Annotated in this window: 26 protein-coding genes and 1 tRNA gene; 17 read left to right on the forward strand and 10 right to left on the reverse strand. The window is 61.8% G+C overall.

Translation table 11 applies throughout. The annotated features are described in order from the left end of the window. The first annotated feature begins 21 nt into the window (after positions 1–21). The 6 genes from pcsA (at position 22) to NKI18_RS08040 (ending at position 6,737) form a co-directional block, all read left to right on the forward strand. A complete protein-coding gene (gene pcsA / locus NKI18_RS08015; protein ID WP_502896505.1) occupies positions 22–798 on the forward strand; it encodes a phosphatidylcholine synthase in 777 nt (258 codons plus the stop codon). A gap of 18 nt (positions 799–816) precedes the next feature. Next, positions 817–1,794 (forward strand): quinone oxidoreductase family protein, encoded by a 978-nt coding sequence (locus NKI18_RS08020; RefSeq protein ID WP_352616169.1) that lies wholly within the window; start codon positions 817–819, stop codon positions 1,792–1,794. A gap of 152 nt (positions 1,795–1,946) precedes the next feature. Then, positions 1,947–3,539 carry an ABC transporter ATP-binding protein gene (locus NKI18_RS08025; RefSeq protein ID WP_502900668.1) on the forward strand — a complete coding sequence of 531 codons (1,593 nt, stop codon included), beginning with the start codon at positions 1,947–1,949 and terminating at the stop codon, positions 3,537–3,539. Continuing rightward, positions 3,536–4,648, forward strand: coding sequence for an ABC transporter permease (locus tag NKI18_RS08030; protein WP_352615790.1), 1,113 nt, complete (start codon positions 3,536–3,538; stop codon positions 4,646–4,648). The genes NKI18_RS08025 and NKI18_RS08030 overlap by 4 nt, the downstream gene beginning before the upstream one ends. Next, positions 4,648–5,622 carry an ABC transporter permease gene (locus NKI18_RS08035; RefSeq protein WP_352448916.1) on the forward strand — a complete coding sequence of 325 codons (975 nt, stop codon included), beginning with the start codon at positions 4,648–4,650 and terminating at the stop codon, positions 5,620–5,622. Before NKI18_RS08030 ends, NKI18_RS08035 begins: the two co-directional genes overlap by 1 nt. A 47-nt stretch (positions 5,623–5,669) precedes the next feature. Beyond that, positions 5,670–6,737 (forward strand): BMP family ABC transporter substrate-binding protein, encoded by a 1,068-nt coding sequence (locus tag NKI18_RS08040; RefSeq protein ID WP_352568622.1) that lies wholly within the window; start codon positions 5,670–5,672, stop codon positions 6,735–6,737. A 63-nt stretch (positions 6,738–6,800) separates the two neighbouring features. Here NKI18_RS08040 and rimO read toward each other — a convergent pair whose 3' ends face one another. From rimO to NKI18_RS08060, 4 genes are all read right to left on the reverse strand, one after another. After that, positions 6,801–8,114 (reverse strand): 30S ribosomal protein S12 methylthiotransferase RimO, encoded by a 1,314-nt coding sequence (rimO, locus tag NKI18_RS08045; RefSeq protein ID WP_352615788.1) that lies wholly within the window; start codon positions 8,112–8,114, stop codon positions 6,801–6,803. A gap of 152 nt (positions 8,115–8,266) precedes the next feature. Then, positions 8,267–8,926: a TerC family protein gene (locus NKI18_RS08050; RefSeq protein WP_023675054.1), complete on the reverse strand. Its 660-nt coding sequence runs from the start codon at positions 8,924–8,926 to the stop codon at positions 8,267–8,269. Positions 8,927–9,097: 171 nt separating this feature from the next. Beyond that, the gene (locus NKI18_RS08055) at positions 9,098–9,505 is read right to left on the reverse strand and encodes a DUF930 domain-containing protein (RefSeq protein WP_352577861.1); all 408 of its coding nucleotides are present in this window, start codon (positions 9,503–9,505) and stop codon (positions 9,098–9,100) included. 281 nt (positions 9,506–9,786) lie between these two features. Beyond that, positions 9,787–9,876, reverse strand: a tRNA-Ser gene (locus NKI18_RS08060). A 460-nt stretch (positions 9,877–10,336) separates the two neighbouring features. Between NKI18_RS08060 and NKI18_RS08065 the strand changes: the two genes are divergently transcribed. The 9 genes from NKI18_RS08065 (at position 10,337) to NKI18_RS08105 (ending at position 19,719) form a co-directional block, all read left to right on the forward strand. Continuing rightward, entirely contained in the window at positions 10,337–11,068 is a 732-nt protein-coding gene (locus NKI18_RS08065; RefSeq protein ID WP_352615785.1) for a hypothetical protein, read from the forward strand. A gap of 273 nt (positions 11,069–11,341) precedes the next feature. Then, positions 11,342–12,553 carry a septal ring lytic transglycosylase RlpA family protein gene (locus NKI18_RS08070; RefSeq protein WP_352615783.1) on the forward strand — a complete coding sequence of 404 codons (1,212 nt, stop codon included), beginning with the start codon at positions 11,342–11,344 and terminating at the stop codon, positions 12,551–12,553. A gap of 130 nt (positions 12,554–12,683) precedes the next feature. Further along, positions 12,684–13,814 (forward strand): D-alanyl-D-alanine carboxypeptidase family protein, encoded by a 1,131-nt coding sequence (locus NKI18_RS08075; RefSeq protein ID WP_353019362.1) that lies wholly within the window; start codon positions 12,684–12,686, stop codon positions 13,812–13,814. Positions 13,815–13,878: 64 nt separating this feature from the next. After that, the gene (gene tmk / locus NKI18_RS08080) at positions 13,879–14,553 is read left to right on the forward strand and encodes a dTMP kinase (RefSeq protein ID WP_352448921.1); all 675 of its coding nucleotides are present in this window, start codon (positions 13,879–13,881) and stop codon (positions 14,551–14,553) included. Beyond that, the gene (locus tag NKI18_RS08085; protein WP_352615782.1) at positions 14,550–15,605 is read left to right on the forward strand and encodes a DNA polymerase III subunit delta'; all 1,056 of its coding nucleotides are present in this window, start codon (positions 14,550–14,552) and stop codon (positions 15,603–15,605) included. Before tmk ends, NKI18_RS08085 begins: the two co-directional genes overlap by 4 nt. Before the next feature lie 153 nt (positions 15,606–15,758). Further along, the gene (gene metG, locus NKI18_RS08090; protein ID WP_352577858.1) at positions 15,759–17,309 is read left to right on the forward strand and encodes a methionine--tRNA ligase; all 1,551 of its coding nucleotides are present in this window, start codon (positions 15,759–15,761) and stop codon (positions 17,307–17,309) included. Next, positions 17,309–18,103, forward strand: coding sequence for a TatD family hydrolase (locus NKI18_RS08095; RefSeq protein WP_352615779.1), 795 nt, complete (start codon positions 17,309–17,311; stop codon positions 18,101–18,103). The genes metG and NKI18_RS08095 overlap by 1 nt, the downstream gene beginning before the upstream one ends. Before the next feature lie 3 nt (positions 18,104–18,106). After that, complete coding sequence (locus tag NKI18_RS08100) at positions 18,107–18,925, forward strand: MBL fold metallo-hydrolase (protein ID WP_352615777.1); 819 nt, start codon at positions 18,107–18,109, stop codon at positions 18,923–18,925. 203 nt (positions 18,926–19,128) lie between these two features. Then, positions 19,129–19,719 (forward strand): hypothetical protein, encoded by a 591-nt coding sequence (locus tag NKI18_RS08105; RefSeq protein WP_352615776.1) that lies wholly within the window; start codon positions 19,129–19,131, stop codon positions 19,717–19,719. Between the two features lie 102 nt (positions 19,720–19,821). Here the strand turns inward: NKI18_RS08105 and NKI18_RS08110 are convergent, their stop codons facing one another. From NKI18_RS08110 to NKI18_RS08125, 4 genes are read right to left on the reverse strand one after another with little or no spacing between them, the layout of a single operon-like run. After that, a complete protein-coding gene (locus NKI18_RS08110) occupies positions 19,822–20,391 on the reverse strand; it encodes a DUF2076 domain-containing protein (protein WP_352615774.1) in 570 nt (189 codons plus the stop codon). Positions 20,392–20,423: 32 nt separating this feature from the next. Continuing rightward, on the reverse strand, positions 20,424–21,131 hold the full coding sequence (locus tag NKI18_RS08115; RefSeq protein WP_352448927.1) for a Bax inhibitor-1/YccA family protein: 708 nt from the start codon (positions 21,129–21,131) through the stop codon (positions 20,424–20,426). Positions 21,132–21,155: 24 nt separating this feature from the next. Then, entirely contained in the window at positions 21,156–21,929 is a 774-nt protein-coding gene (locus tag NKI18_RS08120; RefSeq protein WP_352615771.1) for an anti-sigma factor family protein, read from the reverse strand. Continuing rightward, a complete protein-coding gene (locus tag NKI18_RS08125; RefSeq protein WP_502896622.1) occupies positions 21,926–22,459 on the reverse strand; it encodes a sigma-70 family RNA polymerase sigma factor in 534 nt (177 codons plus the stop codon). The genes NKI18_RS08120 and NKI18_RS08125 overlap by 4 nt, the downstream gene beginning before the upstream one ends. A 217-nt stretch (positions 22,460–22,676) precedes the next feature. Between NKI18_RS08125 and NKI18_RS08130 the strand changes: the two genes are divergently transcribed. Next, positions 22,677–23,861: an amino acid aminotransferase gene (locus NKI18_RS08130; RefSeq protein WP_352615769.1), complete on the forward strand. Its 1,185-nt coding sequence runs from the start codon at positions 22,677–22,679 to the stop codon at positions 23,859–23,861. Between the two features lie 139 nt (positions 23,862–24,000). Further along, on the forward strand, positions 24,001–24,825 hold the full coding sequence (mazG, locus tag NKI18_RS08135) for a nucleoside triphosphate pyrophosphohydrolase (protein ID WP_352615767.1): 825 nt from the start codon (positions 24,001–24,003) through the stop codon (positions 24,823–24,825). Between the two features lie 6 nt (positions 24,826–24,831). On the opposite strand, the gene hflX is transcribed toward mazG, so the two are convergent. Both hflX and hfq read right to left on the reverse strand, forming a co-directional pair. Next, the gene (gene hflX / locus NKI18_RS08140) at positions 24,832–26,223 is read right to left on the reverse strand and encodes a GTPase HflX (protein ID WP_352615765.1); all 1,392 of its coding nucleotides are present in this window, start codon (positions 26,221–26,223) and stop codon (positions 24,832–24,834) included. After that, positions 26,224–26,469, reverse strand: coding sequence for an RNA chaperone Hfq (gene hfq / locus NKI18_RS08145; RefSeq protein ID WP_006202172.1), 246 nt, complete (start codon positions 26,467–26,469; stop codon positions 26,224–26,226). It lies immediately after the preceding gene. Positions 26,470–26,543: the final 74 nt, after the last annotated feature.

Here is a 26,543-nt window from a genome sequence, read left to right on the forward strand (position 1 = left end):
GCCAGGAAAATCGCCGACCGGATTCCGCGGCCGAAGAAGAAAGTCACATGGCCTCAGGCGCGGGCGTTCTCGGTCCATCTCTTGACCGCGTCGGGCTCATTTCTGGCGTTTCTGTCGCTAGTGGCAGCAAGCGAGCAGCGCTGGACGGCGATGTTCTGGTGGCTGGGGCTGGCGCTTTTCGTCGACGGCATCGACGGGCCGATCGCCAGGAAGCTCGATGTCAAGGAAATCCTGCCGACTTGGTCGGGCGAACTGCTCGACAACATCATCGATTACGTGACCTACGTGTTGATTCCGGCCTTCGCGCTCTATCAGCGCGGTTTCATGGGCGAGCGCCTGTCGTTCCTGTCGGCGGCGATCATCGTGGTGTCGAGCGCAATCTACTATGCCGATACCGGCATGAAGACGAAGGAGAATTTCTTCAAGGGCTTTCCGGTCGTCTGGAACATGGTGGTGTTCACGCTGTTCGTCATCGAGCCCGGACAATGGGTTTCTTTCGCCGTGGTCGTGGTGGCCGGCATTCTCACCTTCGTGCCGATCAATTTCATCCATCCGGTGCGGGTGAAGCGGCTGCGGCCAATCAATCTCGGCATGACGCTGCTTTGGTGCGCTTTCGGCGCGCTGGCGCTGGCGCAGGCCGCACTTGCCTCCTTCTACGACCAGATCGGCGTGCTGGGCGAGCAGGTCAGCGATTTCATCAAGTTCGGGATTACGTTCACCGGGCTTTACCTCGCCTGCATCGGCGCTATCATGCAGTTCTTCCCAAATCTCGGCGCCAAGCCGGATAAGAAAGCCTGATCCCAAGAGAGCCAGAAAATGTCCAAAGCGATCCGCATCCATGCCCATGGCGGCCCGGAGGTCCTGACCTATGAGGATGCCGATCCCGGGCAGCCGGGCTCGGGACAGATCCTGGTCAAGCATACCGCGATCGGTCTCAATTTCATCGACGTCTATTATCGCTCTGGCCTTTATCCGCCGCAGGGCGGATTTCCGCTGATCCCTGGCGGCGAGGCGGCCGGCGTGGTCTTGGATGTCGGCTCGGATGTCGACTGGCTCAAACCCGGCGATCGCATCGCCTACGCCGTGACGACCGGCGCCTATGCCGGGCAGCGCGTGATCGCCGCCGACCGCGTGGTGAAGGTGCCGGACGGCATCAGCGACGAACAGGCTGCAGCCATGATGCTAAAGGGCATGACCGCCGAATATCTGTTGCGCCGTACATTCAAGGTGAAAGCCGGCGACACGATCCTGTTTCATGCGGCGGCCGGCGGTGTCGGGCTGATCCTCGGCCAATGGGCCAAGCATCTCGGCGCGACAGTGATCGGCACGGCGAGTTCCACCGACAAGATCGAGCTCGCCAAGGCGCATGGCTTCGACCACGTGATCAACTATCGCGAACAGGATTTCGTGGCCGGCGTTGCCGCTATCACCGGTGGCAAGAAATGCGACGTTGTCTACGATTCAGTCGGCAACGACACATTTCCAGCCTCGCTCGATTGCCTGCGGCCGCTCGGCACTTTCGTCAGCTTCGGTCAATCGTCTGGGCCGATCCCGCCCTTCAGCATCTCGTTGCTGGCGCAGAAGGGCTCGCTGTTCGCAACGCGGCCGACGCTGTTCGTCTATAATGCCAGGCGCGAAGACCTCGAGGCTTCCGCCGCCGCCTTGTTCGGTGTGGTGCTCAGCGGCGCCGTCAAGATCAAGATCAACCAGCGTTACGCGCTCAGCGAGGCCGGCAAAGCGCATTCCGATCTCGAAGGGCGCCGGACCACCGGGACAACAATACTTATCCCTTAGGCGCCCGCAGTTTCGGGCCGCCGATGCCGCCGTTCTTGCGAACTGCTCTTTACCGCTTGAGTTTCCGCTGAAATTCTTGAAGCTCTTTCAAGTCGTGAGGCGCTTACCGTAGAGAGCAGCCCGCGCATACGATGCTTGCGGGAACACAGAACATGTCTGGCAAACCAGATGGAGGCACCGTGAGTGCAGATCAGGACGGCGCAAACCTGCTTGAGGTTCGCGGCCTCACAAAGATATTCGGCACGTTGACGGCGTGCGACCATGTCGATCTCAACATCGCCAAGGGCGAGATCCATGCGTTGCTTGGCGAGAACGGCGCCGGCAAGTCGACCCTGGTGAAAATGCTGTTTGGATCGCTGGAACCGAATTCCGGCGAGATTTTCTGGAATGGCCAGGCGGTCAGGATCACCAGCCCCGGCACCGCAAAAAAGCTCGGCATCGGCATGGTTTTCCAGCATTTTTCCCTGTTCGAAGCGCTGACGGCGGCGGAGAACATCGCGCTGTCGCTGGATGACGGCTCGCCGATCAGCACGATCGCGGCCAAGGCGAGGGCGCTCTCCTACAGTTACGGCCTGCCTCTCGATCCGCTATCGCTGGTCGGTGATCTGTCGGTCGGCGAGCGTCAGCGTATCGAAATCATCCGCTGCCTGCTGCAGACGCCGCAACTCATCATCCTCGACGAACCAACTTCGGTGCTGACGCCGCAGGAGGCCGATAAGTTGTTCGAGACGCTCGAACGGCTGCGTTCGGAAGGAAAGTCCATCCTCTACATTTCGCACCGGCTGGAAGAGGTCAAACGCATCTGCGACCGCGCCACCGTGCTGCGTCACGGCAAGGTGGTCGGCCATTGCAATCCGCGCCAGGAAACCGCGTCTTCGTTGGCGCGGATGATGGTCGGCAACGAGGTGCTGGCCGTGGTGCGGGCGCCGGCCGAGGGTATCGAGACCGCGCCGGTGCTGCTTCAAATCCGCGAACTCACCCGCAAGCCGGCGACCCCGTTCTCGATTCCGCTCAGGAACATCAATCTCGAGGTCCGCGCCGGCGAGGTGATCGGCATTGCCGGTGTGGCCGGCAACGGCCAGGGCGAATTCTTCGAATCCGTTTCCGGCGAGGTGCTGCAGCAGGATGCCGGCTCGGTCCGCATCCGCGGCAAGGATGCCGGCGGCCTCACCATCACCGGCAGGCGCCTGATGGGCGCTGCCTTCGTCCCGGAAGAGCGGCTCGGCCATGGCGCAGCACCGCGCATGAAGCTTTCGGAGAACCTGCTTCTGTCGCGCCACGCCACCGATGGCAAGATGTTTGTCGGCGCCGGTGGAATGGTCAAGGGCGATGCGATCCATACCGCTTCGCAGCGCATCATAAAGGCAATGGACGTGCGCAAGAGCGCGCCGGATCCGGAGGCTGCGGCTCTTTCGGGCGGCAATCTGCAGAAATTCATCGTTGGCCGCGAACTCGACCGCCGGCCGAGCGTCTTGGTGGTCAATCAGCCGACCTGGGGGGTCGACGCGGGTGCGGCGGCCCACATCCGCCAGGCGCTGATCGAACTGGCGCGCAGCGGCTCGGCGGTGCTGGTGATCAGCCAGGACCTCGACGAGCTGTTCGAGATTTCCGATGCGATCACGGTCATGCACAATGGCGAACTGTCGAAGCCGCTGCCGATAGCTGAAGCGACGTTCGAGAAAATCGGGCTGCTGATGGGCGGCGCCGAACCCGGTCATGCCGAACATACGCTGGAGACGGCTTGATGCGCCTCGAACTTGTAAAACGCCCGCAGCGCTCGATGCTGTTTTCGGCACTCTCGCCTTTCATCGCTTTCGTTTTGACGATCATTGCCGGCGCCATCATGTTCGCGCTGCTCGGCGTCAACCCGTTGACTGCGTTCCGCATCTACTTCATCGAACCGATCAGCCAGGTGTGGCAGCTGCATGAGCTGGCGATCAAGGCCGCCCCCCTGATCCTGATCGCGGTCGGACTGTCGGTCTGCTACAAGGCTAACATCTGGAACATCGGCGCCGAAGGCCAGTTCATCCTGGGCGGCATTGTCGGCTCGATCATCCCCGTGCTGTTTCCGCAGTTCGAAGGCCCATTGGTGCTGCCGCTGATGCTTCTGCTCGGCATGGTCGGTGGGGCCGCCTATGCTGCAATCCCGGCACTGCTGAAGACGCGCTTCAACACCAACGAGATCCTGACCAGCCTGATGCTGGTCTATGTCGCCCAGCTCTTCCTCGATTGGCTCGTACGCGGGCCGTGGCGCGATCCGCAGGGCCACGGTTTCCCGCAGACCATCCAGTTCAACGACTCGGCCATCCTGCCGGAACTCCTCCCGGAATCCGGCCGGGCAAACTGGGGATTTGTCTTCGCGCTGATCGCGGCGATACTGATCTGGATCCTGATGAGCCGTATGCTGAAAGGCTTCGAGGTCCGCGTGCTCGGCTCAAGCCCGAGGGCAGGGCGCTTCGCCGGGTTTGGCCTTAACCGCATGGTCTTCTTTGCCTTCCTGCTGTCGGGCGCACTGGCCGGACTTGCAGGGATTTCGGAGGTCTCGGGAGCCATCGGACAATTGCAGCCGGTGATCTCGCCCGGCTACGGATTTACCGCTATCATCGTGGCATTTCTCGGCCGGCTCAATCCGCTCGGCATCGTCGCCGCAGGCCTTGTACTGGCGCTGACCTATCTGGGCGGCGAGGCAGTGCAAAGCGCGCTCGGCATCTCCGACAAGGTGGCGCGCGTATTCCAGGGCATGCTTTTGTTCTTCGTGCTCGGCTGCGACACGCTCATCCATTACCGCATTCGCCTGACCGGCTTTTTCGCGCCGAAGCTCGAGGCAGCGCCGAAGCTGGAGGGAGCCCGCTGATGGACATCACCGTCAACATCCTCTTGACCATCGCGACGGCGGCGACGCCGCTGCTGATCGCGGCGATCGGCGAACTGGTGGTCGAACGTTCGGGTGTGCTCAATCTCGGCGTCGAAGGAATGATGATCATGGGTGCCGTCGGCGGTTTCGGCGCCGGCTATCTCACCGGCTCGCCTTGGATAGGGCTGTTGGCGGCAATCACCATGGGGGCAGTGTTCTCGTTGCTGTTCGCCGTCATGACGCTGTCGCTGGCCACCAATCAGGTGGCCACCGGCCTGTCGCTGACACTGCTCGGCCTCGGCCTTTCCGGCATGATGGGAACGAATTTTGTCGGTCAGCCCGGCGAAAGGCTGCCAAACCTCGATATTCCCGGCCTGACCGCAATCCCGGTCGTCGGCAGGCTGCTGTTCGGCCAGGATCCAATCTTCTACATCTCGATCGCGCTGACCGCCGCCGTCATGTGGTTCCTGTTCAAGACCCGCACCGGGCTCACGCTGCGCTCGATCGGCGACAGCCATGCATCCGCCCATGCGCTTGGCATCCACGTCATCCGCTACCGCTATCTCTCAGTGATTTTCGGCGGCGCTTGTGCCGGCCTCGCCGGCGGTCACCTATCGCTGGTCTACACACCGCAATGGGTGGAGAACATGACCGCCGGTCGCGGCTGGATCGCGCTGGCTCTGGTCGTCTTCGCCTCCTGGCGGCCATGGCGGGTGCTGGCCGGCGCCTATATTTTCGGCGCGATCTGGGTTGGCCAGCTTCACGTCCAAGCCATTAATCTGCAGGACTTCGTCGACGCGCCCTGGTTGCTCTACAAGTTAATTGCGTTCTTAAAATCGTTTCCCTCGCAACTGCTTTCTTCGCTGCCCTATCTGGCAACCGTCGTGGTTCTCGTTCTAATCTCGCGCAACAAGCGTTTGACGATGATGAACACGCCGGCCTCCTTGGGCCAGCCATTCGTTCCGGATCGTTGACAACAAAAAGACGGAAGCTCCAAGGCTTAACTCAGAGAGGTAACACAATGAAAAAACTGCTTATTGCCCTGATGGCGACGACGGCCGCATTGTCGCTGGCGGCATCAGCCCAGGCGGCGGACAAGCTGAAGGCGTGCTGGGTCTACACCGGCCCGATCGGCGATTTCGGCTACTCCTACCAGCACGACCAAGGCCGCCTCGAGGTGGAAAAGGCACTCGGCGACAAGGTCGAGACCGCCTATCTCGAAAACGTCTCCGAAGGCCCCGATGCCGACCGCGCCTTCGAGCGCCTGGCGCGCGAGGGATGCAAGATCATTTTCGGCACGTCCTTCGGCTTCATGGACCCGGAAGTGAAGATCGCCAAGAAATTCCCCAAGGTGATGTTCGAGCACGCCACCGGCTACAAGACGGCCGAAAATCTCGGCATCTACAATGCGCGTTTCTACGAAGGCCGCTACGTGCTTGGCCAGATCGCCGCCAAGCAATCGAAGTCGGGCGTCGCCGGCTACATCGTTTCCTTCCCGATCCCGGAAGTGGTGATGGGCATAAATTCCTTTATGCTCGGCGCACAGTCGATCAACCCGAACTTCAAGGCGAAGATCGTCTGGGTGAACTCCTGGTTCGATCCGGGCAAGGAGGCCGATGCTGCCAAGGCATTGTTCGACCAGGGCGCCGATATCATCGTCCAGCACACCGACTCGACCGCTGCCTTGCAGGTGGCGGAGGAGCGCAAGCTGCACGGCTTCGGGCAGTCCTCCGACATGATCAAGTTCGCGCCGCACGCGCAGCTGACCTCGCTGACCGACGAGTGGGGTCCCTACTACATCAGCCGCGTCCAGGCGGCGCTCGACGGCACCTGGAAGCCCGACAATGTCTGGCTCGGCATTAAGGACGGCGCCGTCAAGCTGGCGCCGTTCACCAACATGCCCGACGACGTCAAGGCGATGGCCGAAGCCACCACCAAGAAGATCGCCGACGGCTGGAACCCCTTCACCGGGCCGATCGCCAAGCAGGACGGCACACCTTGGCTGAAGGAGGGCGAGGTCGCCGACGACGCCACGTTGCTCGGCATGAATTTCTACGTGAAGGGCGTCGACGACAAGCTGCCGCAGTAGGCGGTCGGAAACATATCGAACGAAAGGGCGCCACGCGGCGCCCTTTTCATTTTGGACGGAATATCAGACTGCTGAGCCGTAAAGGTCGTAAGCGTCGGCGCGCTCGATCTTGACCGTGACGATGTCGCCGGCGCGCAGTGGCCGCCGCGACTGGATATGGACCGAACCGTCGATTTCGGGCGCGTCGTATTTGGTCCGGCCCTTGGCCGAATTGCCATGCGCCTCGTCGATCAGGACCGGCAGGCGCTTGCCAATTTTCTTGGCTAGCTGCGTTGCCGAAATCTTCTGCTGGCGCTGCATGAAGCGGTGCCAGCGGGCTTCCTTGATCTCCTGCGGCACTTGCTCGAGGCCGAGCTCGTTGGAGCGGGCGCCTCTGACCGGCTCGTATTTGAAACAGCCGGCGCGGTCGATCTTGGCCTCGTCCAGCCAGTCGAGCAGCATCTCGAAATCGTCGTCCGTCTCGCCGGGGAAGCCGACGATGAAGGTGGAGCGGATAGCAAGGTCCGGGCAGACGTCGCGCCAGCCGCGAATACGCTCGAGCGTCTTTTCGCCATGAGCGGGCCGGCGCATGTTCTTCAGCACCTGCGGCGAGGCGTGCTGGAACGGGATGTCCAGATAGGGAACGATCTTTCCTTCGGCCATCAGCGGGATGACATCGGCGACATGCGGGTAGGGGTAGACATAGTGCATGCGCACCCAGATGCCGAGCTTGCCGAGTTCCTCCGACAGGTCGAGGAATTTTGCCCGCACTTCGCGATCGCCGAACATGCTGGTCTGGTATTTGATGTCGATGCCGTAGGCGCTGGTGTCCTGCGAAATGACCAGGATTTCTTTGACGCCGGCCTTGGCCAGTTTCTCGGCTTCGCGCAACACGTCGGCCGCCGGCCGCGAAACGAGATCGCCGCGCAGCGCCGGGATGATGCAGAAGGTGCAGCGGTTGTTGCAGCCTTCCGAAATCTTGAGATACGCATAGTGGCGCGGCGTGAGCTTGACCCCTTGCGGCGGCAAAAGGTCGATGTGGGGATCATGGCTCGGAGGGGCAGCCTCATGCACCGCCGCCATCACGCTTTCATAAGCTTGTGGTCCGGTGATGGCGAGGACGTTCGGATGTCTTTCACGGATGACGTCCGGCTCGGCGCCGAGGCAGCCGGTGACGATAACTTTGCCATTCTCCGAAAGTGCGGAGCCGATGGCGTTGAGCGATTCGTCGCGAGCCGAATCGAGGAAGCCACAGGTGTTGACGACGACCAGGTCGGCGCCGTCGTGCTTGCGGGCGATCTCGTAGCCTTCGGCGCGCAGGCGGGTGATAATGCGCTCCGAATCCACAAGGGCTTTCGGGCATCCAAGGCTGACGAAACTGACGCGAGGGGCGGACATCTAAGCTTTTCCGGATTTTCAGGATTGGCGGCGCAGTATCACACTTGTCGCGGCATTGGTATGGGCAGCGGCTGCGGCGAAACGCAACCGCCAGCGTCGCCGAAGGCTCGCCGAAGCTGAAAGGCCGACCGATGAGAATTCGAGTCGGCGTGTCAGCTCACCGCACTGCTGACATGCGGCAAGACTTCCACCGCGCCCCGGTAGATCATATCGAGTGCGACATAGAAGATGATCAAAAGGCCGATATAGGCGATCCAGCGATGGCGGTGCAGCAGCTTGGCGATGAAGCTCGCGGCAAGGCCCATCAGCGCGATCGACAGGACGAGGCCTATCACCAGCACCTGGAAGTGATCGCGCGCCGCGCCGGCGACCGCCAGTACGTTGTCGAGCGACATCGACACGTCGGCGATGACGATCTGCAATGCCGCCTGACCCAAGGTCTTCTTGCGCGCCTTGCCGGCCACCATATCATCGCTGTTGATATCGGAATTGGACAGCGCTTCGGTCGCCTCCACCTCGTCGGCATACGACGTGCGCAGCTCGCGATACATCTTCCAGCACACCCACAGCAGCAAGATGCCGCCGGCCAGCAGCAGGCCGACAATCTGTAACAGGGTGACGGTGATCGCAGCAAAACCGATACGCAGCACCGTCGCCGCCACCACGCCGATGAGAATCGCTCTCTTTCGCTGCTCGACCGGCAAGCCCGCCGCGGCCAAGCCGATGACGATGGCGTTATCGCCTGCAAGCACGAGGTCGATGGCGATGACCTGGAGCAGGGCAGAGAAGCCCGCGGCAGTGAAAATTTCCATCGACTGGAAGTCCCTTGCTGGTTGGCCGACCGTTCGCGTCGAATGCCTGGAGGGCCTAACGTGTATGGTTCCCGCGCGTCAAGGGACTGGTTGGAACAAGGCTGGCAATATACAGAGTTTGCGACGATCGGCCCGAAACACCGGCAAAATGCGGCCACAGGTCGCGAATGCCTAGTTATAGAGGTTGTATTTGGGCCAGTCGCTTTCCGGAATTTCATCACCGATCCGATAGCGGAGCTGCAGGACTTCCATATGGTCCGGCGCTGTTTCGCATTTGAATTTCAGCCGGTACCACTGTCCCTTGCTGCGAAACGCAGCACCCGGGCTCTTGATCGCATCGGCGCCCATTTCGGGCGTCGCAAAAGCGTAGGCGACGACACGATCGGCTTTGTATTTGTGGTCGTCGCGGGTAATCCGGTCGAGAATTTCGGCGTCGCATCGCTGCTCCAGCCGGGTTTGCGGATCGAGTTTCAGCAGGCCGGCGCGCAATGCGCTGTCCATTGCGCTGGCCGGCCAAGCCACTATCGTCCATCCGAGGACCGCAGAAAATAGTTTATTCATGGGCGGGAGAAGCATCATATTCGGGCGGAGAAATCAACCCGACGAGCGCGGCTGCGCGGCGGGTGACAGTCTTCGCTTTGTGGCAGGTTGTTGATTACGCAATAGTATCACCGGTACTTTGGTATCGTTGCCACGATCAGCACCTGTCGCATTTCAGCGACGCGAGAGGTGGTGCGCTGCATGGGGCAGAGCGGCGGTTCTCCCCGAAGCGGACCGGCCTGTTAAACCCAGGCAGTCGAGAATCCGACGAGCGGAAAACTCGACGTCATGCCTGCAGGATTGAAGAAATTGGCCGGATATGGCGGAGGGAGTGGGATTCGAACCCACGGTGGGCTTGCACCCACGCCGGTTTTCAAGACCGGTGCCTTAAACCGCTCGGCCATCCCTCCAAGGTGATTTTTCAATCACTTAGGATATCGCGAGAGGAGCGGGTTCGAGCTGTCGGTACCGGATTGGCACCAGGACGTTCCCCGACCGGTTCGCGCTCCATTCCTGTAAAGCCGCATTCAACACCAAGTCAACCGTGGCGGCCGCACCTTTCGGCGCGATCCAGGGCGGTGAGCAGCGTCATGGCGAGCTGTGTTTGTGCTGAGTGTGGAAAATCGTTTTTAAAACCCGCACGGACTATTAATCGTTGAGCGTCGATATGTGGAGCGCATTAGGCACATGTAAGTAAATCGTATTCTGGAGTTGATTTTGGCCGTACTTGGCGCTCTCCCGCCCGGTCTTCGCTGTAGACCAATCCGCGAAACCGACTGGGAGGGAGTGGTTGATTGCCTGTGCAGGGGCTTTCCGGCGCGTAACCGGAGTTACTGGATACACGCTCTGACCCGCTTGTCGCAGCGGCCTGTGGTTGCCGAGTTCCCACAATATGGCTTTGCTTTGGAGCATGCCGGTCGGATCGTCGGCGTTGTGCTCACCCTTTATGCTCGCTATCAGGGGTCGGAGAGCGAGGAAATCCGCTGCAATCTTTCAAGCTGGTCAGTCGATGCAGATTTCCGTCCCTATGGCGCCATGTTGGTTGCGGCGGTTCTCAAGCGGAAGGACGTGACCTACACGAACATTTCGCCTGCACAAGCGACATTGAAAGCCAACCGGGCGCTCGGCTTTCGGCTCTTCTCCAGCGGACAATTTACCTTCTTGCCGGCTTTGAGTTCGGCGCAGCGGTCATGTCGCGTGGTCGAAGTGCGTCCCGATCTTCCGGAATTGGCGATGCTGCCCGAGAGTGAGAGATACATACTCTCGGAACACGCCGCGCTGGGCTGCCTGTCGTTGATCTGCATTTGCGACGGAGCAGCGTTCCCCCTGGTATTGATGCCGCGCCGAATGTTGCACGGTGTTATCCAGTGCCATCAGGTCATCTATTGCCGCTCGCTTGCGGATTTGAGCCGCTGCGCCGGTGCGATGGGGCGCTTTCTCTTGCGAAGCGGAATCCTGGTTTGCTTTGTCGACGCCAAGGAGCCGATTCCAGGCTTGGTGGGATGGTACCGCCCAAACAAGGGGCTGAAATACTTCAAAGGTCCCAGACCACCCGCACCTGGAGATCTGACGTTCACCGAACTTGTGATATTCGGTCCCTGAATCTGCACTCGCAGCCACGCCAAGCCAGGGGCAAAGTGCGCCACGAACGGCGTTTCTGATCGATAAGCGATGGTTTTCATGCCGATCGGCGAGGCGGTCCGTGCCACAATCTCGCCCGGTTCCGACCACAATCGGTTAATACGGTGATAAACAATTCCTGCGCACAAAAAGGATTGGGGTAGGGCGTCGCCGGCGTTTCTGGAGTGGGTGCTTTGGCATCGCTGACGTTCATGCTGCGGTGCCTTCGTCGATGCTATAGGGGACAATCAAAATATGCAGACCACGGCGCGCCCGCGTCTTCGTCGCGCTTCCGCTTTCGCGCTGTTTGCCTTGTCGGCAGCCTTTCTTGCAGCATGTGCCGGGCCGCAGCAAAAGGCGATGGTCAACAAGAGACCTCGCTCCAAGGAATATTTTTCCGAAGCCGAATACGGCGTGAAAGCCAGCCCGCGCGTCATGTTCAAGACGTCTCGCGGACGCGACCAGCTCGGCAAGCCCTATCAGGTGCGCGGCAAGTGGTATTATCCGAAGGAAGACAAACGTTACGCCAAGGTTGGCCTCGCATCCTGGTACGGTGAGGCCTTCCACGGCCGGTTGACCGCCAACGGCGAAGTCTACGACATGGCAGATCTGACGGCGGCGCATCCGACCATGCCGCTGCCGAGCTATGCGCGGGTCACCAACATGAAGACCGGCAGCTCGGTGATCGTGCGCGTCAACGACCGCGGACCCTATCATGATGGACGCATCATCGATGTGTCGAAGCGCGCTGCTGAAATGCTCGATTATGCCAACATCGGTACGGCCGAGGTGAAGGTCGAATATGTCGGCCGTGCGCCGCTCGAAGGCAATGACGGGCAGTATCTTATGGCTTCGTATCGTCCAGGCAACAGGGCGCCGGATCCGTCGGACGGCCTGCCCAGCGGTGTCATGGTCGCGATGAATGGGCCGTCGCCAAGCCTGCCGGTGAGCGCTGCTGCCGTGCCGTTCCCCGTTCAGCTGACGAATTCCGGGCAGGGATCCGATGCAGGGCCTGTCATGGCAGTGCAAGCATCTGCTTTGGGAGACATTGTACTGCCCGATTTCGGCCCGATCGTGCCGGAGCGCCCGGAGATCAACCTGCCGGCGCAATCGCCGTTCACCATGGCGTCGCTGTCTTACGCCGACGAGCGCGTGCAGCGCGCCTCCAACGCGTTTGCCGGGCTGAATGGCACCGGCATGTCGCCCGCCGAGCTTCTTCAATCGTGGAAGCGGCAAGCCGCTCCCACCAACTATGTCGCGGCGGGTTCATTCGAGAATGCCGCCGAAGCGGAGCGTGTGGCTGCCCAGCTTTCCAGCTTCGGCAAGACCGAAATCCAGCGCTCGGAACTTGAAGGCAAGGACTGGTACTCGGTCAACCTCTTTGCCGACGGTCGTGGCAGCCTGGACGAGATGCTGCAGGCAGCGTGGTCGCATGGTGCGCCGGATGCGCTTGCGGTACGCAACTGAGCTTGGGCTGCCTGGTTTTTTCGCGCGCGATTGATACGCCAGGCAAAAGCCTGATAGCTTCTGCCAACTTGCAAAAGCGCCGGCTCACTGGTCGAACCTGATGAAATCTTTTCACCCTTTCACCGGGCTTATGGCGCTCGGCCTGCTGCTGCTCTCGCTTGCGCAGGCCTCAGCTCAGCTTTTCGAGACCAAGGCCGCGCAGGCCTTCATGATCGATGCCGAAACCGGAACCGTGCTGTTTTCCAAGGACGCCGACAGGTCGATCCCGCCGGCCTCGCTGGCCAAGCTGATGACGATGGAAGTGGTTTTCGACGCCATCAAATCAGGGCGCATGACGCTCGATGACACCTTCGTGGTGAGCGAGAACGCCTGGCGCAAAGGCGGCGCTCCTTCGGGGACATCGACCATGTTCGCCAAGATCAAGTCGACGATCCGGCTGGAAGACCTGATCCAGGGCGTGACCGTGCAGGCGGCCAATGACGGCTGTATCGTCATCGCTGAAGGGATGGCCGGGTCCGAAGCAAACTTCGCGGCGCAGATGACCGAGCGTGCCCGCCAGATCGGCTTGCAGAAATCGACTTTCGTCAATTCCACCGGTCTGCCGGCCGATGGGCAGCAAACGAGCGTTCGCGAACTCGCGCTTCTGGCGCTGCATATCTGGCGCAACTACCCGGATCTCTACCGCTATTACGGCCAGAAGGATTTTACCTGGAACAAGATTTCCCAGAGGAACCGCAATCCGCTACTGGCCATGGACATAGGCGCCGACGGGCTCGCGGTCGGTGCCAGCGAGCAATCCGGGTTCGGCATTGTCGGCTCGGTCAGCCACAACGGCACAAGGGTGATCGCGGCGATGAGCGGCCTGGCAAACGACCGTGAGCGTGCCGAGGAAGCGCGAAAGCTGCTCGACTGGGGCGTTCGCTCCTTCGAGAAGACTGAAGTATTCGCCAAGGACGAAGTGGTTGGCGAAGCCCAGGTCTTTGGCGGCGCCAAGTCCGGTGTCACGTTAAAGGCAAAAGGACCGGTGCAGATCTTCCTGCCGATCACCAACCGCGACAAGCTCACCGCCAGGATCGTCTATGACGGACCGGTGGCAGCGCCGGTGGAGGAGGGGCAGCCGGTGGGTACGCTGCGCGTCTGGATCGGCGATACGCTGAGCCAGGAGACGCCGCTGTTTGCCGCCGAGTCGATCGGTGTCGGTTCGCTGCCGCAGCGCGCGCTCGACGCCGCCAAGGAACTGGCCGTCGGCTGGCTGCGTTAGCACCGTCGCGGTGGACCTTTTTTCCCGCCGGGACTATACGGTCCCCGAAGTATGGACAAAGGCTTTGGCGCGCGGATTTTTCATCACTTTTGAAGGCGGCGAAGGAGCAGGCAAGTCGACGCAGATCGAGCGGCTGGCAAAGAAGATGCGCGCCAAGAAATACGATGTGCTGGTGACACGTGAGCCGGGTGGCTCGCCGGGCGCGGAGGCGGTCAGGCATGTCCTGCTTTCAGGCGCAGCCGAGCCGTTCGGCCCCAAGATGGAAGCGCTGCTTTTCGCCGCTGCGCGTTCCGACCATGTCGAACAGGTCATCCGGCCGGCAGTCGAGCGCGGTTCGGTCGTACTTTGCGATCGTTTCATGGATTCCTCGCGCGTCTACCAGGGCGTCACCGGCGGCCTCGACCCGGCATTCATGGACGCATTGGAGAAGGTCGCCATCAACGGCATGGTGCCGGACATGACACTGATCTTCGACATCGACCCCGCCGAGGGCCTGAGGCGCGCTACCGCCCGGCGGGGCAGCAGTGACGGACCGGACCGCTTCGAGAAAGAAACATTGGCCATCCACCAACGCCGGCGCGAGGCGTTTCTCGCGATCGCCTCAGCTGAACCCGAACGCTGCGTTGTCGTCGATGCCTCAGCCGACCTAGATGCGGTGGAGGATGTCGTTACCGCCGCGGTCTTCGCGGCTCTCGAGAGGATGATGCCGGCACAAAGAAGGCAGGCGGCGCCAGCATGATTTTCGAACGCATCGCGCCCGAACAGCACGACACGCTGGACGGGGTGCCCGAGCCATCCGAGACGCCGCGTCTTGTCGGTCACCTGCAGGCGGCCAACATGCTCGCCACCGCTTACCGCTCGGGAAAGCTGCCGCACGCACTGATCTTTGCCGGACCGGTTGGCATCGGCAAGGCGACGCTGGCCTTTCACCTGGCGCATCATCTGTTGAAGCACCCGGTCTTCGAGCAGGCGCCGGAAAGCCTTGCCGTTCCAGATCCGGCTTCGTCGCTGTTTCGACAGATCGCCACCGGCGCGCATCCTTCGGTGCTGCATCTTACACGCCCGGCGAACGACAAGACCAAGAGCTTCAAGACAGTGGTCACGGTCGACGAAATCCGCAAGGTCAGCCGTTTTCTGTCGCTGACCTCCCACGACGGCAGCTACCGGGTGGTTATCGTCGATCCCGCCGACGACATGAACACCAATGCTGCCAATGCCTTGCTGAAGAATCTTGAAGAGCCACCCGCGCGCACCTTGTTCATCCTCATCGTCCATGCGCCGGGCAGTCTGCTGCCGACGATCCGGTCGCGCTGCCAGATGGTGCGGTTGGCGCCGCTCGATGCCGAGAGCTTGATGACGGTTCTGGAAGGCATCGAGCCGCCGCCACCGGAGGATCCTGGGGCGCGCGCGGCGCTGGCGGAGCGGGCAGGGGGCAGCGCGCGCAATGCGATCCTGTTGACGCAGTATGGAGGGCTCGAAATCGCCGCCACCCTCGACGCCCTGGTGATGTCCAAGAAGATAGATGTCGCAGGCGCCTACCGTCTTGCCGAGGCGGTCGCCGGCCGCGACCAGGCAATCCCGTTCGAGATATTCAATCGCCGCGCGCTTGATCTGCTGTCGGCCGGCGCCAGCCAGGCCGCGCTCGCCGGCGATCTCGCGCGGGCCAAAACGCTGTCGGATACTTGGCACGAGGCTTTGAACGCTATATCTGAAACCGAGACCTACAATCTCGACAAAAAGCAGCACGCCCTGACCATGATCGACCGCCTGAATTCTGCAATGCGAATGTGACGGCCGCTGGCGTGGCTTTGAAGCCCCTGGGTATTGATCCCAATCAGTCGCAGGAACTTCGAAGCCACCACATTGGCGTCGGATGGCAATTGCCGTTTCGATGCGATATCTCACCGCGACATCTTTCATTCAGACATTCATGACGGCTCATCCATGGCACGCGAAAAATACTACGTCACGACGGCTATTTCCTATCCGAACGGCAAACCGCATATCGGCCATGCCTACGAGTTGATTGCCACCGACGCGCTGGCCCGCTTCCAGCGGCTCGACGGTAAGGACGTGCTCTTTCTCACCGGCACCGACGAGCACGGCATCAAGATGCTGCAGACGGCGAAGAGAGAAGGTATTTCAGCGCGCGAGCTGGCAGACCGCAACTCGGCCGATTTCGAGCGCATGGCCGTCGCGCTCGATGCCTCCAACGACGATTTCATCCGCACCACGGAAAAGCGGCACTACAAGGCCTCGCAGGCGATCTGGAAGGCGATGGCCGCCAATGGCGACGTCTATAAAGGCGGCTATGCCGGCTGGTACTCGGTGCGTGACGAAGCCTATTACGGCGAAGAAGAGACCGAGGTGCGTGCCGACAATGTCCGCTATGGGCCGCAGGGGACGCCGGTCGAATGGGTCGAGGAAGAGAGCTACTTCTTCCGGCTGTCGGCCTATCAGGACAGGCTCCTTGCACTTTACGAAAACCAGCCCGATTTCGTCGGTCCTGCCGAGAGGCGCAATGAGGTGATGAGCTTCGTCAGGTCCGGCCTGAAGGACCTATCGATCTCGCGCACCACGTTCGACTGGGGCATCCCGGTGCCGGGCGACGAGAAGCATGTGATGTATGTCTGGGTCGACGCCTTGACCAACTACATCACCGCCGCCGGCTATCCGGATCCGGCCAATGAGAGATGGTCGTTCTGGCCGGCAAACGCGCACGTCATCGGCAAGGACATCGTCCGCTTCCACGCGGTCTACTGGCCGGCTTTCCTGATGTCGGCTGGCATCGAATTGCCGAAGCGCGTGTTCGCGCATGGTTTTTTGTTCAACCGCGGCGAGAAAATGTCGAAGTCGGTCGGCAACGTCATCGACCCGTTCGCGATGATCGAGCACTACGGCCTCGACCAGGTGCGCTATTTCTTGCTGCGCGAAGTGCCGTTCGGCCAGGACGGCAGCTACAGCCATGATGCGATCGTCAACCGCACCAATGCCGACCTTGCCAATGGCCTCGGCAATCTGGCGCAGCGCTCGCTGAAGATGATCGCCAAGAACTGCAGCGGCGCGGTGCCAAAGCGCGGCGAACTGACCGAAGCCGACAGCGCCATCCTCGACCAAGCGGTGGGGGCACTCGCCGTCGCGCGAAAGGCGATGGCGGATCAGGGCATCCATTTGGCGCTGGCGGCGATCTTCGGAGTGGTGGCCGAAGCTGACCGCTATTTCGCCTCTCAGCAACCCTGGGCGCTAAGCAAAAGCGATCCAGAGCGTATGAAGACAGTTCTGTGGACGACGATCGAAGTCGTCCGGCGCGTGACGCTGCTCTGCCAGCCCTTTGTTCCGGGGTCGGCTGCTAAGCTGCTCGACCTGCTGGCGGTGCCGGCAGACAACCGTGACTTTGCGCATGTCCACGCCGACTATGCGCTGGTGCCCGGCACAGCATTGCCTGCGCCGGAGGCGGTCTTTCCGCGTTACGAAAAGCAGGACGCGAACGCCTGATGCTGGTCGACAGTCACTGCCACCTCGACTTTCCGGATTTCGCCGAAGAGCGGGCGGCCATTGTCGCCCGCGCCCTAGCGGCCGGCATCGGCCGAATGGTGACGATCTCGACGAGGGTGAGGCGATTTAACCAAGTGCTTGAGATTGCAGAGACTTTCGATGAGGTCTATTGCTCGGTCGGCACCCATCCGCATAATGCGGCCGAAGAGCTTGATGTCACTGTCGATGATCTGGTGCGGCTCTCTGCTCATCGCAAAGTGGTGGCGATCGGCGAGGCCGGACTCGACTATTTCTACGATCATGCGCCGCGCGACGCACAGGCGCAGGGCTTTCGCACCCACATCGCCGCGGCGCGCGTGACCAGCCTGCCGCTGGTCATCCATTCGCGCGACGCCGACGACGACATGGCTGATATCCTCGAAGAAGAAACGGGGAAGGGCGCCTTCCCCTTCATCCTGCACTGTTTTTCGTCGGGGCGCCGGCTGGCCGAGATCGGCGTGGCGCTCGGCGGCTACGTCTCGTTTTCCGGCATCCTGACCTTCAAGAACTCCGCCGAGCTGCGCGCCGTCGCCGCCGATGTGCCGCGCGACCGTCTGCTGGTCGAAACCGACGCGCCATACCTTGCGCCGATCCCGTTTCGCGGCAAGCGTAATGAGCCCGCCTATGTCGCGCATACAGCCAAGGTGCTGGCCGAGACGATCGGCTTCAGCGAGGCCGAGATCGCTAATATCACCACGGATAATTTCTTCCGGCTGTTCAGGAAAATGCCGCGCCCGAGCGCGCCGGGCGCCTGACGCATGAGCGACCGGTTACGTCTTACCGTCCTCGGCTGCGGCTCATCGCCGGGCACGCCACGCATCACCGGCGACTGGGGCAATTGCGATCCCGCGAACCCCCGGAACCGGCGCACGCGCACCGCAGCGCTCGTCGAGCGGATCGCGGCGAGTGGCGCCCGGACCACGGTCGTCATCGACACCGGCCCGGATTTCCGCGAGCAGATGCTGCTGGCATCGGTCAAGCGCATCGATGCGGTGGTCTATACACATCCGCATGCAGACCATATCCACGGCATCGACGATTTGCGCGGCTTCGTGCTCGAGCAGCGCCACCGGATCGACATCCATGCGGATCAGGCTACCATGCTGCGCCTACGCGAGGCGTTCCGCTACTGTTTCGAAACACCGAAAGGCAGTTCGTATCCGCCGATCGTCAACGCCCATGTCATCGACCACCACAGGCCGGTGGTGATCGCAGGCGAGGGCGGCGCCCTCACCCTCGAACCGCTGCTGCAGCTCCATGGCGACATCACCTCGCTGGGTTTCCGCATCGGTGGGCTGGCCTATTGCCCTGACGTCAGCGACTTTCCGGAGGCGACCGCCAAGCGTTTGCGCGGGCTGGACATGCTGGTCATCGACGCGCTGCAATACACCGTCCATCCGAGCCATCTGTCGCTTGGCCAGGCGCTTGGCTGGATCGAAAGACTGGCGCCGAAGAACGCGGTGCTGACGCATATGCATGTGCCACTCGACTACGCTACGGTAATGGCCGAGACGCCGGCCAACGTCGAGCCTGCTTATGACGGCATGACGATCGAAATCCCTTACGAATCAGCGTGAAAGACTAAGTTTTTACGGCCTGGGTTCCCGAGTTGGATATCGCGAGGTGCTATCTTCACGTCACATCCAATCGGCCAAGCTAGTTCCATAATCTATCTTATGCGACTACGCCTATAGCATCCGTTGGCGGTGAGATCAGGCCGGTCACTCTTAGACATTCGCAACAGCGCTGTGGGGCAACGGGCATGCTAGGGTTGCGACTCATGAACACGCTTCCGCTGCTTGCAAGTCTTGCCCTCACCCTCGCCTGCGCGCTCACTGGCGCGCGAGCGCAGGACCTTGATCGTGCGCCAGGCGAGAACGACTTGGCTTTCGCCAAACGTGTTGTTGGGTTCGCCGACAATGCTGATCCGCACACCACAGCCGTGAGCTGGAACGGCCTCCAGACACTCTTCGTCGATTACCAGACCGCTGAGGACTATCCGGAACGCCCGCTCGTCGCGCTGCAACGGCTAGCTGACAATAGATATCGCGCAATCCAGGTCACGATCGGTGAACAAGAGGGTGACACACCGGACATAGCGCTCGGCCTCGCCAACGCCGACCACGACCCGGCGAAGGAACTGATCGTGATACTTTCCTGGGCTCAGATGCACTACGATGTCGAAGGGACGCTCTACGAAGTTCGCATCTTCGATGGCCCCAAGCCAGGCCAGAAGGCGCTGACTCAATTGAAAGCGAGCCGGAAGTTCGACGCCACATGCGACTGCCATTGGCGCGACGGCACAACGAAGCACTTCCGCTTCAAGACGATCGCAGCGGTCAAGGCTGAACTGAAGCGCCTGGGTTATTAGCCGCCGGCGAGGGCTCGCTTCCCGGATGTTGCCCTCGCCATCTCGCCTATGCTGACCCGCAATCGTCCCCAGCGCCGGTACAGGCACAGTCTGGGTCACTCATCAGAACTCCATATCACCGAAGTCACCATCACCGAAGTCACCGCCATTGTCGGAGCTGGCATCGCCTGCCTGATCGGCTTCGTCCGGCTGCGGCGTCGGCTGTTCAGCTGCCTTCGCTTCGCTGCCGCCAAACATGCCGGCGATCGCGTTGCCGAGCAGCACGCCGCCGGCCACGCCCATCGCGGTCTGCGCAGCGCCGGCAAGAAAACCGCCGCCTGCCCGCTGTGGCGTGTCCTGCGGCCCTTCAGTTGCAACGGAGGCGGCGCGCCCTACCCGCGGCACCGAGCCTGAGCGCCTGCCGCCGCTGCGGCCGAAGAAGCCGCTGAGCGGTCCACCGCCGGCCGGCTGCCGCGCCTGCTCCTCCAGTTCTTCGATGCGCGCCTGAGCTGCGTTCAGGGCCTGCTCCTGCACCACGATCGTCTGGGCCATGTAATATGGCGCCCCAGGCTGCTGGGTGATCTGGTTCTGGATGAAGCGCTCTGCTTCGGCATCGCGCGGCGGCGCCTGGCGCTCGGCGCTTGCCAACTTCTCGAAGAGCTGTCCGATCGCTTGCTGATCGTTTCTGTCCATGATGTCCAACTCCGGTCTTGGTTCAACGCCGGCTATTCGCGCTCGCCGGTGAAGTTCAACAGCAGTTGGAAGATGTTGATGAAGTTCAGATAGAGCGAGAATGCACCGAAGACAGCGAGTTTCTGCTGTGATTCCGCGCCGAAGTTTTCCGCATACTGCTCCTTGATCGTCTGGGTATCCCAGGCGGTGAGGCCGATGAAGACGGCGATGCCGATCACAGAGATCGCGAATTGGAGCGCGGTCGAGCCCAGGAAGATATTGACGATGCTGGCGATCACCACGCCGATCAGGCCCATGATCAGGAACGACGAAAACTGCGTCAGGTCGCGTTTGGTCGTGTACCCGTAAAGGCTGGTCGCGCCGAACATGGTGGCGGCGATGAAGAAGGTGCGTGCGATGCTGGTGCCGGTAAAGACCAGGAACACGGAAGCCAGCGACAGGCCCATGACCGCGCAGAATGCCCAGAACATCGCCTGGGCGCCGGCTGCCGACATCGCCTGCATCCGAAACGAGAACAAGAGCACAAAGGCCAGCGGGGCCAGCATCACCACCCATTTCAGCGGTGTGGAGAAGATCGGCACGTAAAGGGCGGGCGTGGAAGCCACCACGAACGCGATCACGCCCGTAACGACGAGGCCAAGGCCCATATAGTTATAGACGCGCAGCATGTGCCGGCGCAGGCCTTCATCGTAGACGGCTCCGGCTCGGGCTCCGGCCCCGATATATCCGAGATTGTTCATGTGGTTCTCCTTCTTGCAGGTCGATCAGTAAAGCGTTTTGGCGAGCGCTTCGGCCGTGCGATCGAGACCGCCGACATCGCTGCGTCCGACGACCGCGTAGGCGACCTCGCCGATCTGGAAATAAGCCGAGGAAACTTCGCCCGAGGGAACGACGGTCGGCTTGACGACGTCGAATGTTCCGGGCCTGATCGCGAACAACGAGACCAGCCCCATCTCTTTCGTCTCGACAGCCATCTCGACGCTCGGTCCGAATTGCGATGGATAGATCTGCACGTCACGGACCGTCCAGTCCGCTGGCAGCGATGGCATCACGATCGCCGTCACGGCGCGGATTTCGTCGGCATTGTAGTCAGGCGCCTCGAGTTGTGACGACATCGCCTCGCGCACGAGCGTCGTCCGATGCGCCCGGACTGCGTCCTCCACATAGGCGGGCGGATGGGTCGAAGCGACGACTTCCGTCACCGATATCGGTCCGATGAGCCCGTTCGCAAGCCAGCCGGCAGCGACGAAGACAGCGACTGCCGCAGCTCGCTGCAAAGCACCAAGGACGCGGCCGCGCGCCAATCCTCGCTCCAGCCGCCGTGCAGCATCGGCCGTCGCGGGCCGCGCCATGCCTTTCGATCCGGCAAGCGCCACGCGCAATTCGTCACGCATCCGCAGGTCGGACATCACCCGCGCGGCCGCGTCCGGGCGGGCCGAAAGGAACGCCTCGACCTCGATGCGACGAGCCACGTCCAGCTGATCGTCGACATAGGCGTCGAGATCGGCGTCGGTCACGGGATCGCGCAGTTGGTTCATGATCCACCTCCGACGATCTTCAGATGGCCTTTCGCGCGTGCCGGCACCGCGTCCTCCATCTCGCGCAGGGCCGCACGCGCCCTGCCGATGCGCGACATCAGCGTGCCAAGCGGCACGCCACTCACCTCAGCGGCCTGGCTGTAGCTAAGCCCCTCGATGGCGACGAGATGCAACGCCGAACGCTGCTCCTCCGGCAATTCGAAAAACGCTTCGCGCACCTGCGCCAGACGGACCGAATGTTCCTGCGGAGCCTGGACATTCGCCTCGGCGAGATAGCCGGCCTGTTCGATTCGCATTGCTTCGGATTTGCGGGACCGCAGACCGTCGATGAATGCATTATGGACGATCGACAGCAGCCATACGCGAAGATTTCCGCCGGAGCGGAAGCTGCCGCGTCGCTCATAGGCACGCACCAGCGCATCATGCACCAGATCCTCTGCATCGGCGCTGTCGCGCGTCAGCGAGCGTGCATAGCGGCGCAGCGAACCGAGCTGTCCCAGAATATCGAAGCGTGGCATCGGCCGTTTCATGTCCTGTTTACGGAGCAGGTCGGGATGTTAATCCCGCTCTCCCCGAAATTTTCTTACGGCTCGCCGCGTTCTCGTCCTGGGAGATATCGGGCCGCTCTCGCCCGCCAGATAGTATCGGCCGCCCTCGAGGCAAACCGGCGCCGAGTTGACGCATATGAAACTGCTGGCAAAGTACGGCCGGTTTGCGTATCACTCCGCCGCCAACGGAACCTTATCGATGTTCGAAAATCTCCAGCCCGCGCCTGCCGACAAGATCCTGGCCTTGATCGGCCTCTATCGCGCCGACCCGCGTCCCGACAAGGTCGATCTTGGGGTCGGCGTTTATAGGGATCGCGACGGCAAGACGCCGGTGATGCGCGCGGTGCGCGAAGCCGAAAAGCGGCTGCTGCAGGGCCAGGATACCAAGACCTATCTCGGCCTTGCCGGCGATACCGCCTTCAACGCGGCGATGGCCAGGTTGGTGTTCGGCCCAGCCGCCGACATGACGCGCATTCGTGCGGCGCAGGCGCCAGGCGGCTCCGGCGCGCTGCGGCTGGTAGCAGAGCTGCTGAAAAGGACCCGCACCGACGCGATGGTCTGGCTGTCGGATCCGACATGGCCGAACCACATGCCGGTGATGCGCGCCGCTGGCCTGCAGACACGCGAATATCCCTATTTCGACGCTGCTTCTGGTGCGGTTCGCTTCGACGACATGCTGAATGCATTGAGAACCGCGAATCCTGGCGACGTCGTATTGTTGCATGGCTGTTGCCATAACCCGACAGGCGCCAATCTAGACATCTCGCAATGGGCTGCCATTGCCGATCTTGTCGTTGAGCGCGGCCTGCTGCCCTTTGTCGACATCGCCTATCAGGGCTTTGGCGAGGGACTTGATGCGGATGCCGCCGGCTTGCGCCTTCTGGCGGCAAAAGTTCCGGAAATGGTCGTTGCCTCCAGCTGCTCGAAGAACTTTGCCGTCTATCGCGACCGAGTCGGTGCAGCGCTGATCATGGCGAAAGGTGGCGTGCAGGCGGATTTGGCGATGGGCCAGATGCTGTCGGCGGCGCGCGCCATGTATTCGATGCCGCCGGACCACGGCGCGGCGGCGGTGCGCATCGTGCTTGAAGACCCCGCATTGCGTTCCGACTGGGAGGCAGAGCTTGAAGAGATGCGGCTGCGCATGCTGCGGCTGCGCGTCCAGTTCGCCGAGGCGCTGCGGCGGCAGTCCAACTCCGACCGTTTCGATTTCGTCGCCAGCCATCGCGGCATGTTTTCCCGGCTTGGCCTGTCGGAAGCGCAAGTCGAGCGGCTGCGCGCCGAGCATGCCATCTATATGGTCGGCGACAGCCGCATCAACGTTGCCGGCCTGCCCGAGGACGGCATGGATGCGCTCGCCAAGGCGATAGTCTCCGTGCTCGACTGATACTTTTTGCTAGTTAGGATCTTTTCCGGAAACCGGCTTCCACTTTCGGATCATGGTCTGGCCGCCCATCTGTGGACAAGACGCCCTCGCCGGCTGAAGCCGTTGGCCGCGCGGCCAGGTACAGGATAGCGTTCGCCTGATGAAACCCTCGAAAGACATTTCCCGGCTGATCGAGATCATGGCCGCGCTGCGGGCGCCGGAAACCGGCTGCCCGTGGGATATCGAGCAGGACTTTTCGACAATCGCGCCGTACACGATCGAGGAAGCCTACGAAGTGGCGGACGCCATTGCGCGCGGCGATCTGGACGATCTGCGGGATGAACTCGGCGATCTCCTGCTGCAAGTGATCTACCACGCGCAAATGGCCGAGGAGGCCGGCGAATTTTCATTCGGCGATGTGGTCCTGGCCATCACCACAAAAATGATCCGCCGCCACCCCCATGTCTTCGGCGACAACAAGGCGCGCAGCGCCGGCATGGCCAAGGGCATGTGGGAAAAGATCAAGGCAGAGGAAAAGGCGGAGAAGCGCAGTGCGCGCCTCACCCGTGGGCTCGACCCGGAAGACCATGGCAAGGGCTTTCTCGACAGCGTGCCGGTCGCCCTGCCCGCACTGACCCGAGCGCTCAAACTGCAGGAAAAGGCCGCCCGCGTCGGCTTCGACTGGAGCGAGGCGGCACCGATCCTCGAAAAGATAGAGGAGGAGATCGGCGAATTGCGAGAAGCGCTGGCCAAAGGCGACAGCGCGCCGATCAAGGATGAGTTCGGCGACATGCTGTTTGCGGTCGTCAATCTCGGCCGGCACCTCAAAATTGATTCCGAAGCGGCACTCAGCGGCACCAACGAAAAATTCCGATCGCGCTTCCACTATGTCGAGCGGACGCTGCAAGCGTCGGGAAACAGCCTCGAAGAGGCGACGCTGGACGAGATGGAAGCGCTCTGGCATCAGGCAAAAAGCGCGAAGTAAACGCCTCTACCCGTTGTTTTGACGGCGCAATCGGCTTTCGATCTCCTGCCGAGCGCTGTGTGTAGCCTTGAGCGCGACGGTCACGCTGCCATCCTCATTGTCGTCGCGCGAGACGATGTCGCCGTTGCGGTAAAGCCAGTCGACGACGCCGAGTTGGTCGGGCTTGAGTGTGACGGTGAACGTCTCCAGTTCGCCCGACATCATCGTCTCGATGATCGTCTTCAGCGCATCGATGCCCTCGCCGGTTACCGCCGATATGGCGATCGGCGGTGCCTTCTTGCCGTCAGCACCATCGGCAAGCAGCCGCGCCCGGTTGCCCTCGTCGAGCCGGTCGATCTTGTTCCATACTTCGATGACGCGCTTGCTATCGCGGGCATCGACGCCGAGATCGGCAAGGATGCGCTCGACATCTTCGGCCTGCGCGGCCGTATCGGGATCGGAGATGTCGCGCAGATGAATGACGAGGTCTGCCTCGACCACTTCCTCCAGCGTCGCCCTGAAGGCCGCGACCAGATGCGTTGGCAGGTCGGAAATGAAGCCGACCGTATCGGAAAGGATGATCGGCGTGCCGTGCGGCAGACGCACGCGGCGCAGCGTCGGGTCGAGCGTGGCAAACAGCATGTCTTCGGCCAGCACCCCTGCTCCGGTCAGCCGGTTGAACAGAGTCGACTTGCCGGCATTGGTGTAGCCGACGATCGCCACCACCGGAAATGGCACCTTCTTGCGCTTGGCGCGGTGCAGGTCGCGGGTGCGGCGCACAGTTTCGAGCTCGTGCTTCAGCTTGGTGATCTTGTCCTGCAGCACACGCCGATCCGACTCGATCTGGGTCTCGCCAGGGCCGCCGAGAAAGCCGGCGCCGCCACGCTGGCGCTCGAGGTGGGTCCAGCTCCGCACAAGGCGGCCTTTCTGGTAGTTGAGATGGGCAAGATCGACCTGCAGCGTGCCTTCCTTGGTGCGGGCGCGCTCGCCGAAAATCTCCAGGATCAGCCCGGTGCGGTCGAGCACCTTGGCGTTCAACTCTTTTTCGAGGTTGCGCTGCTGTACCGGGGTCAGCGGATGATCGACAATGACCACTTCCGCGTGGCCCTCTTTGACGATCTCAGCGAACTCCGCCACCTTGCCGCTGCCGAGCAAGGTCGCCGGGCGTGGATCGTTGACGGTCACCACCGCCGTGTGGACCAGGTCGAGGTCGATTGCGCTGGCGAGGCCGACGGCCTCGTCGCGACGAGCCTCGGCGGAACGGGTCAGGCGGGGGCGGTTGGTGTCGTCGTCGCCACGAGGCTGCCGGGTAAGCACCGGCACGATAACCACCGCCCGGGTCGGGCCGTTGGCCTCTGTCCCGGTCTGATGTGCTGGTTTTCCGCGAATGCTGCGGTCCGCGTCTTTCTCACGTGCCAATCAGGCGCCCTGGCTTTCCTCACCATCGAACATCTGAACCGGCTGGCTCGGCATGATCGTGGAAATAGCGTGCTTGTAGACAAGCTGGGAATGGCCGTCGCGACGCAGCAGAACGCAGAAATTGTCGAACGAAGTGACCACGCCGGTCAGCTTCACGCCGTTGATGAGAAAGATGGTGAGTGGATTTTTGCTCTTGCGAACTGAATTCAGGAACAGGTCCTGAAGATTTTGCGATCGTTCCGCCATTGTTCTTGTCTTTCGCCGATCCCCTTCGGTTTGCAGGCCAATGCGCCAAATTAGCCGGCACATGTCAAGCACGC

The organism is Mesorhizobium sp. M0800, assembly GCF_040320095.1.
Lineage (GTDB): Bacteria > Pseudomonadota > Alphaproteobacteria > Rhizobiales > Rhizobiaceae > Mesorhizobium.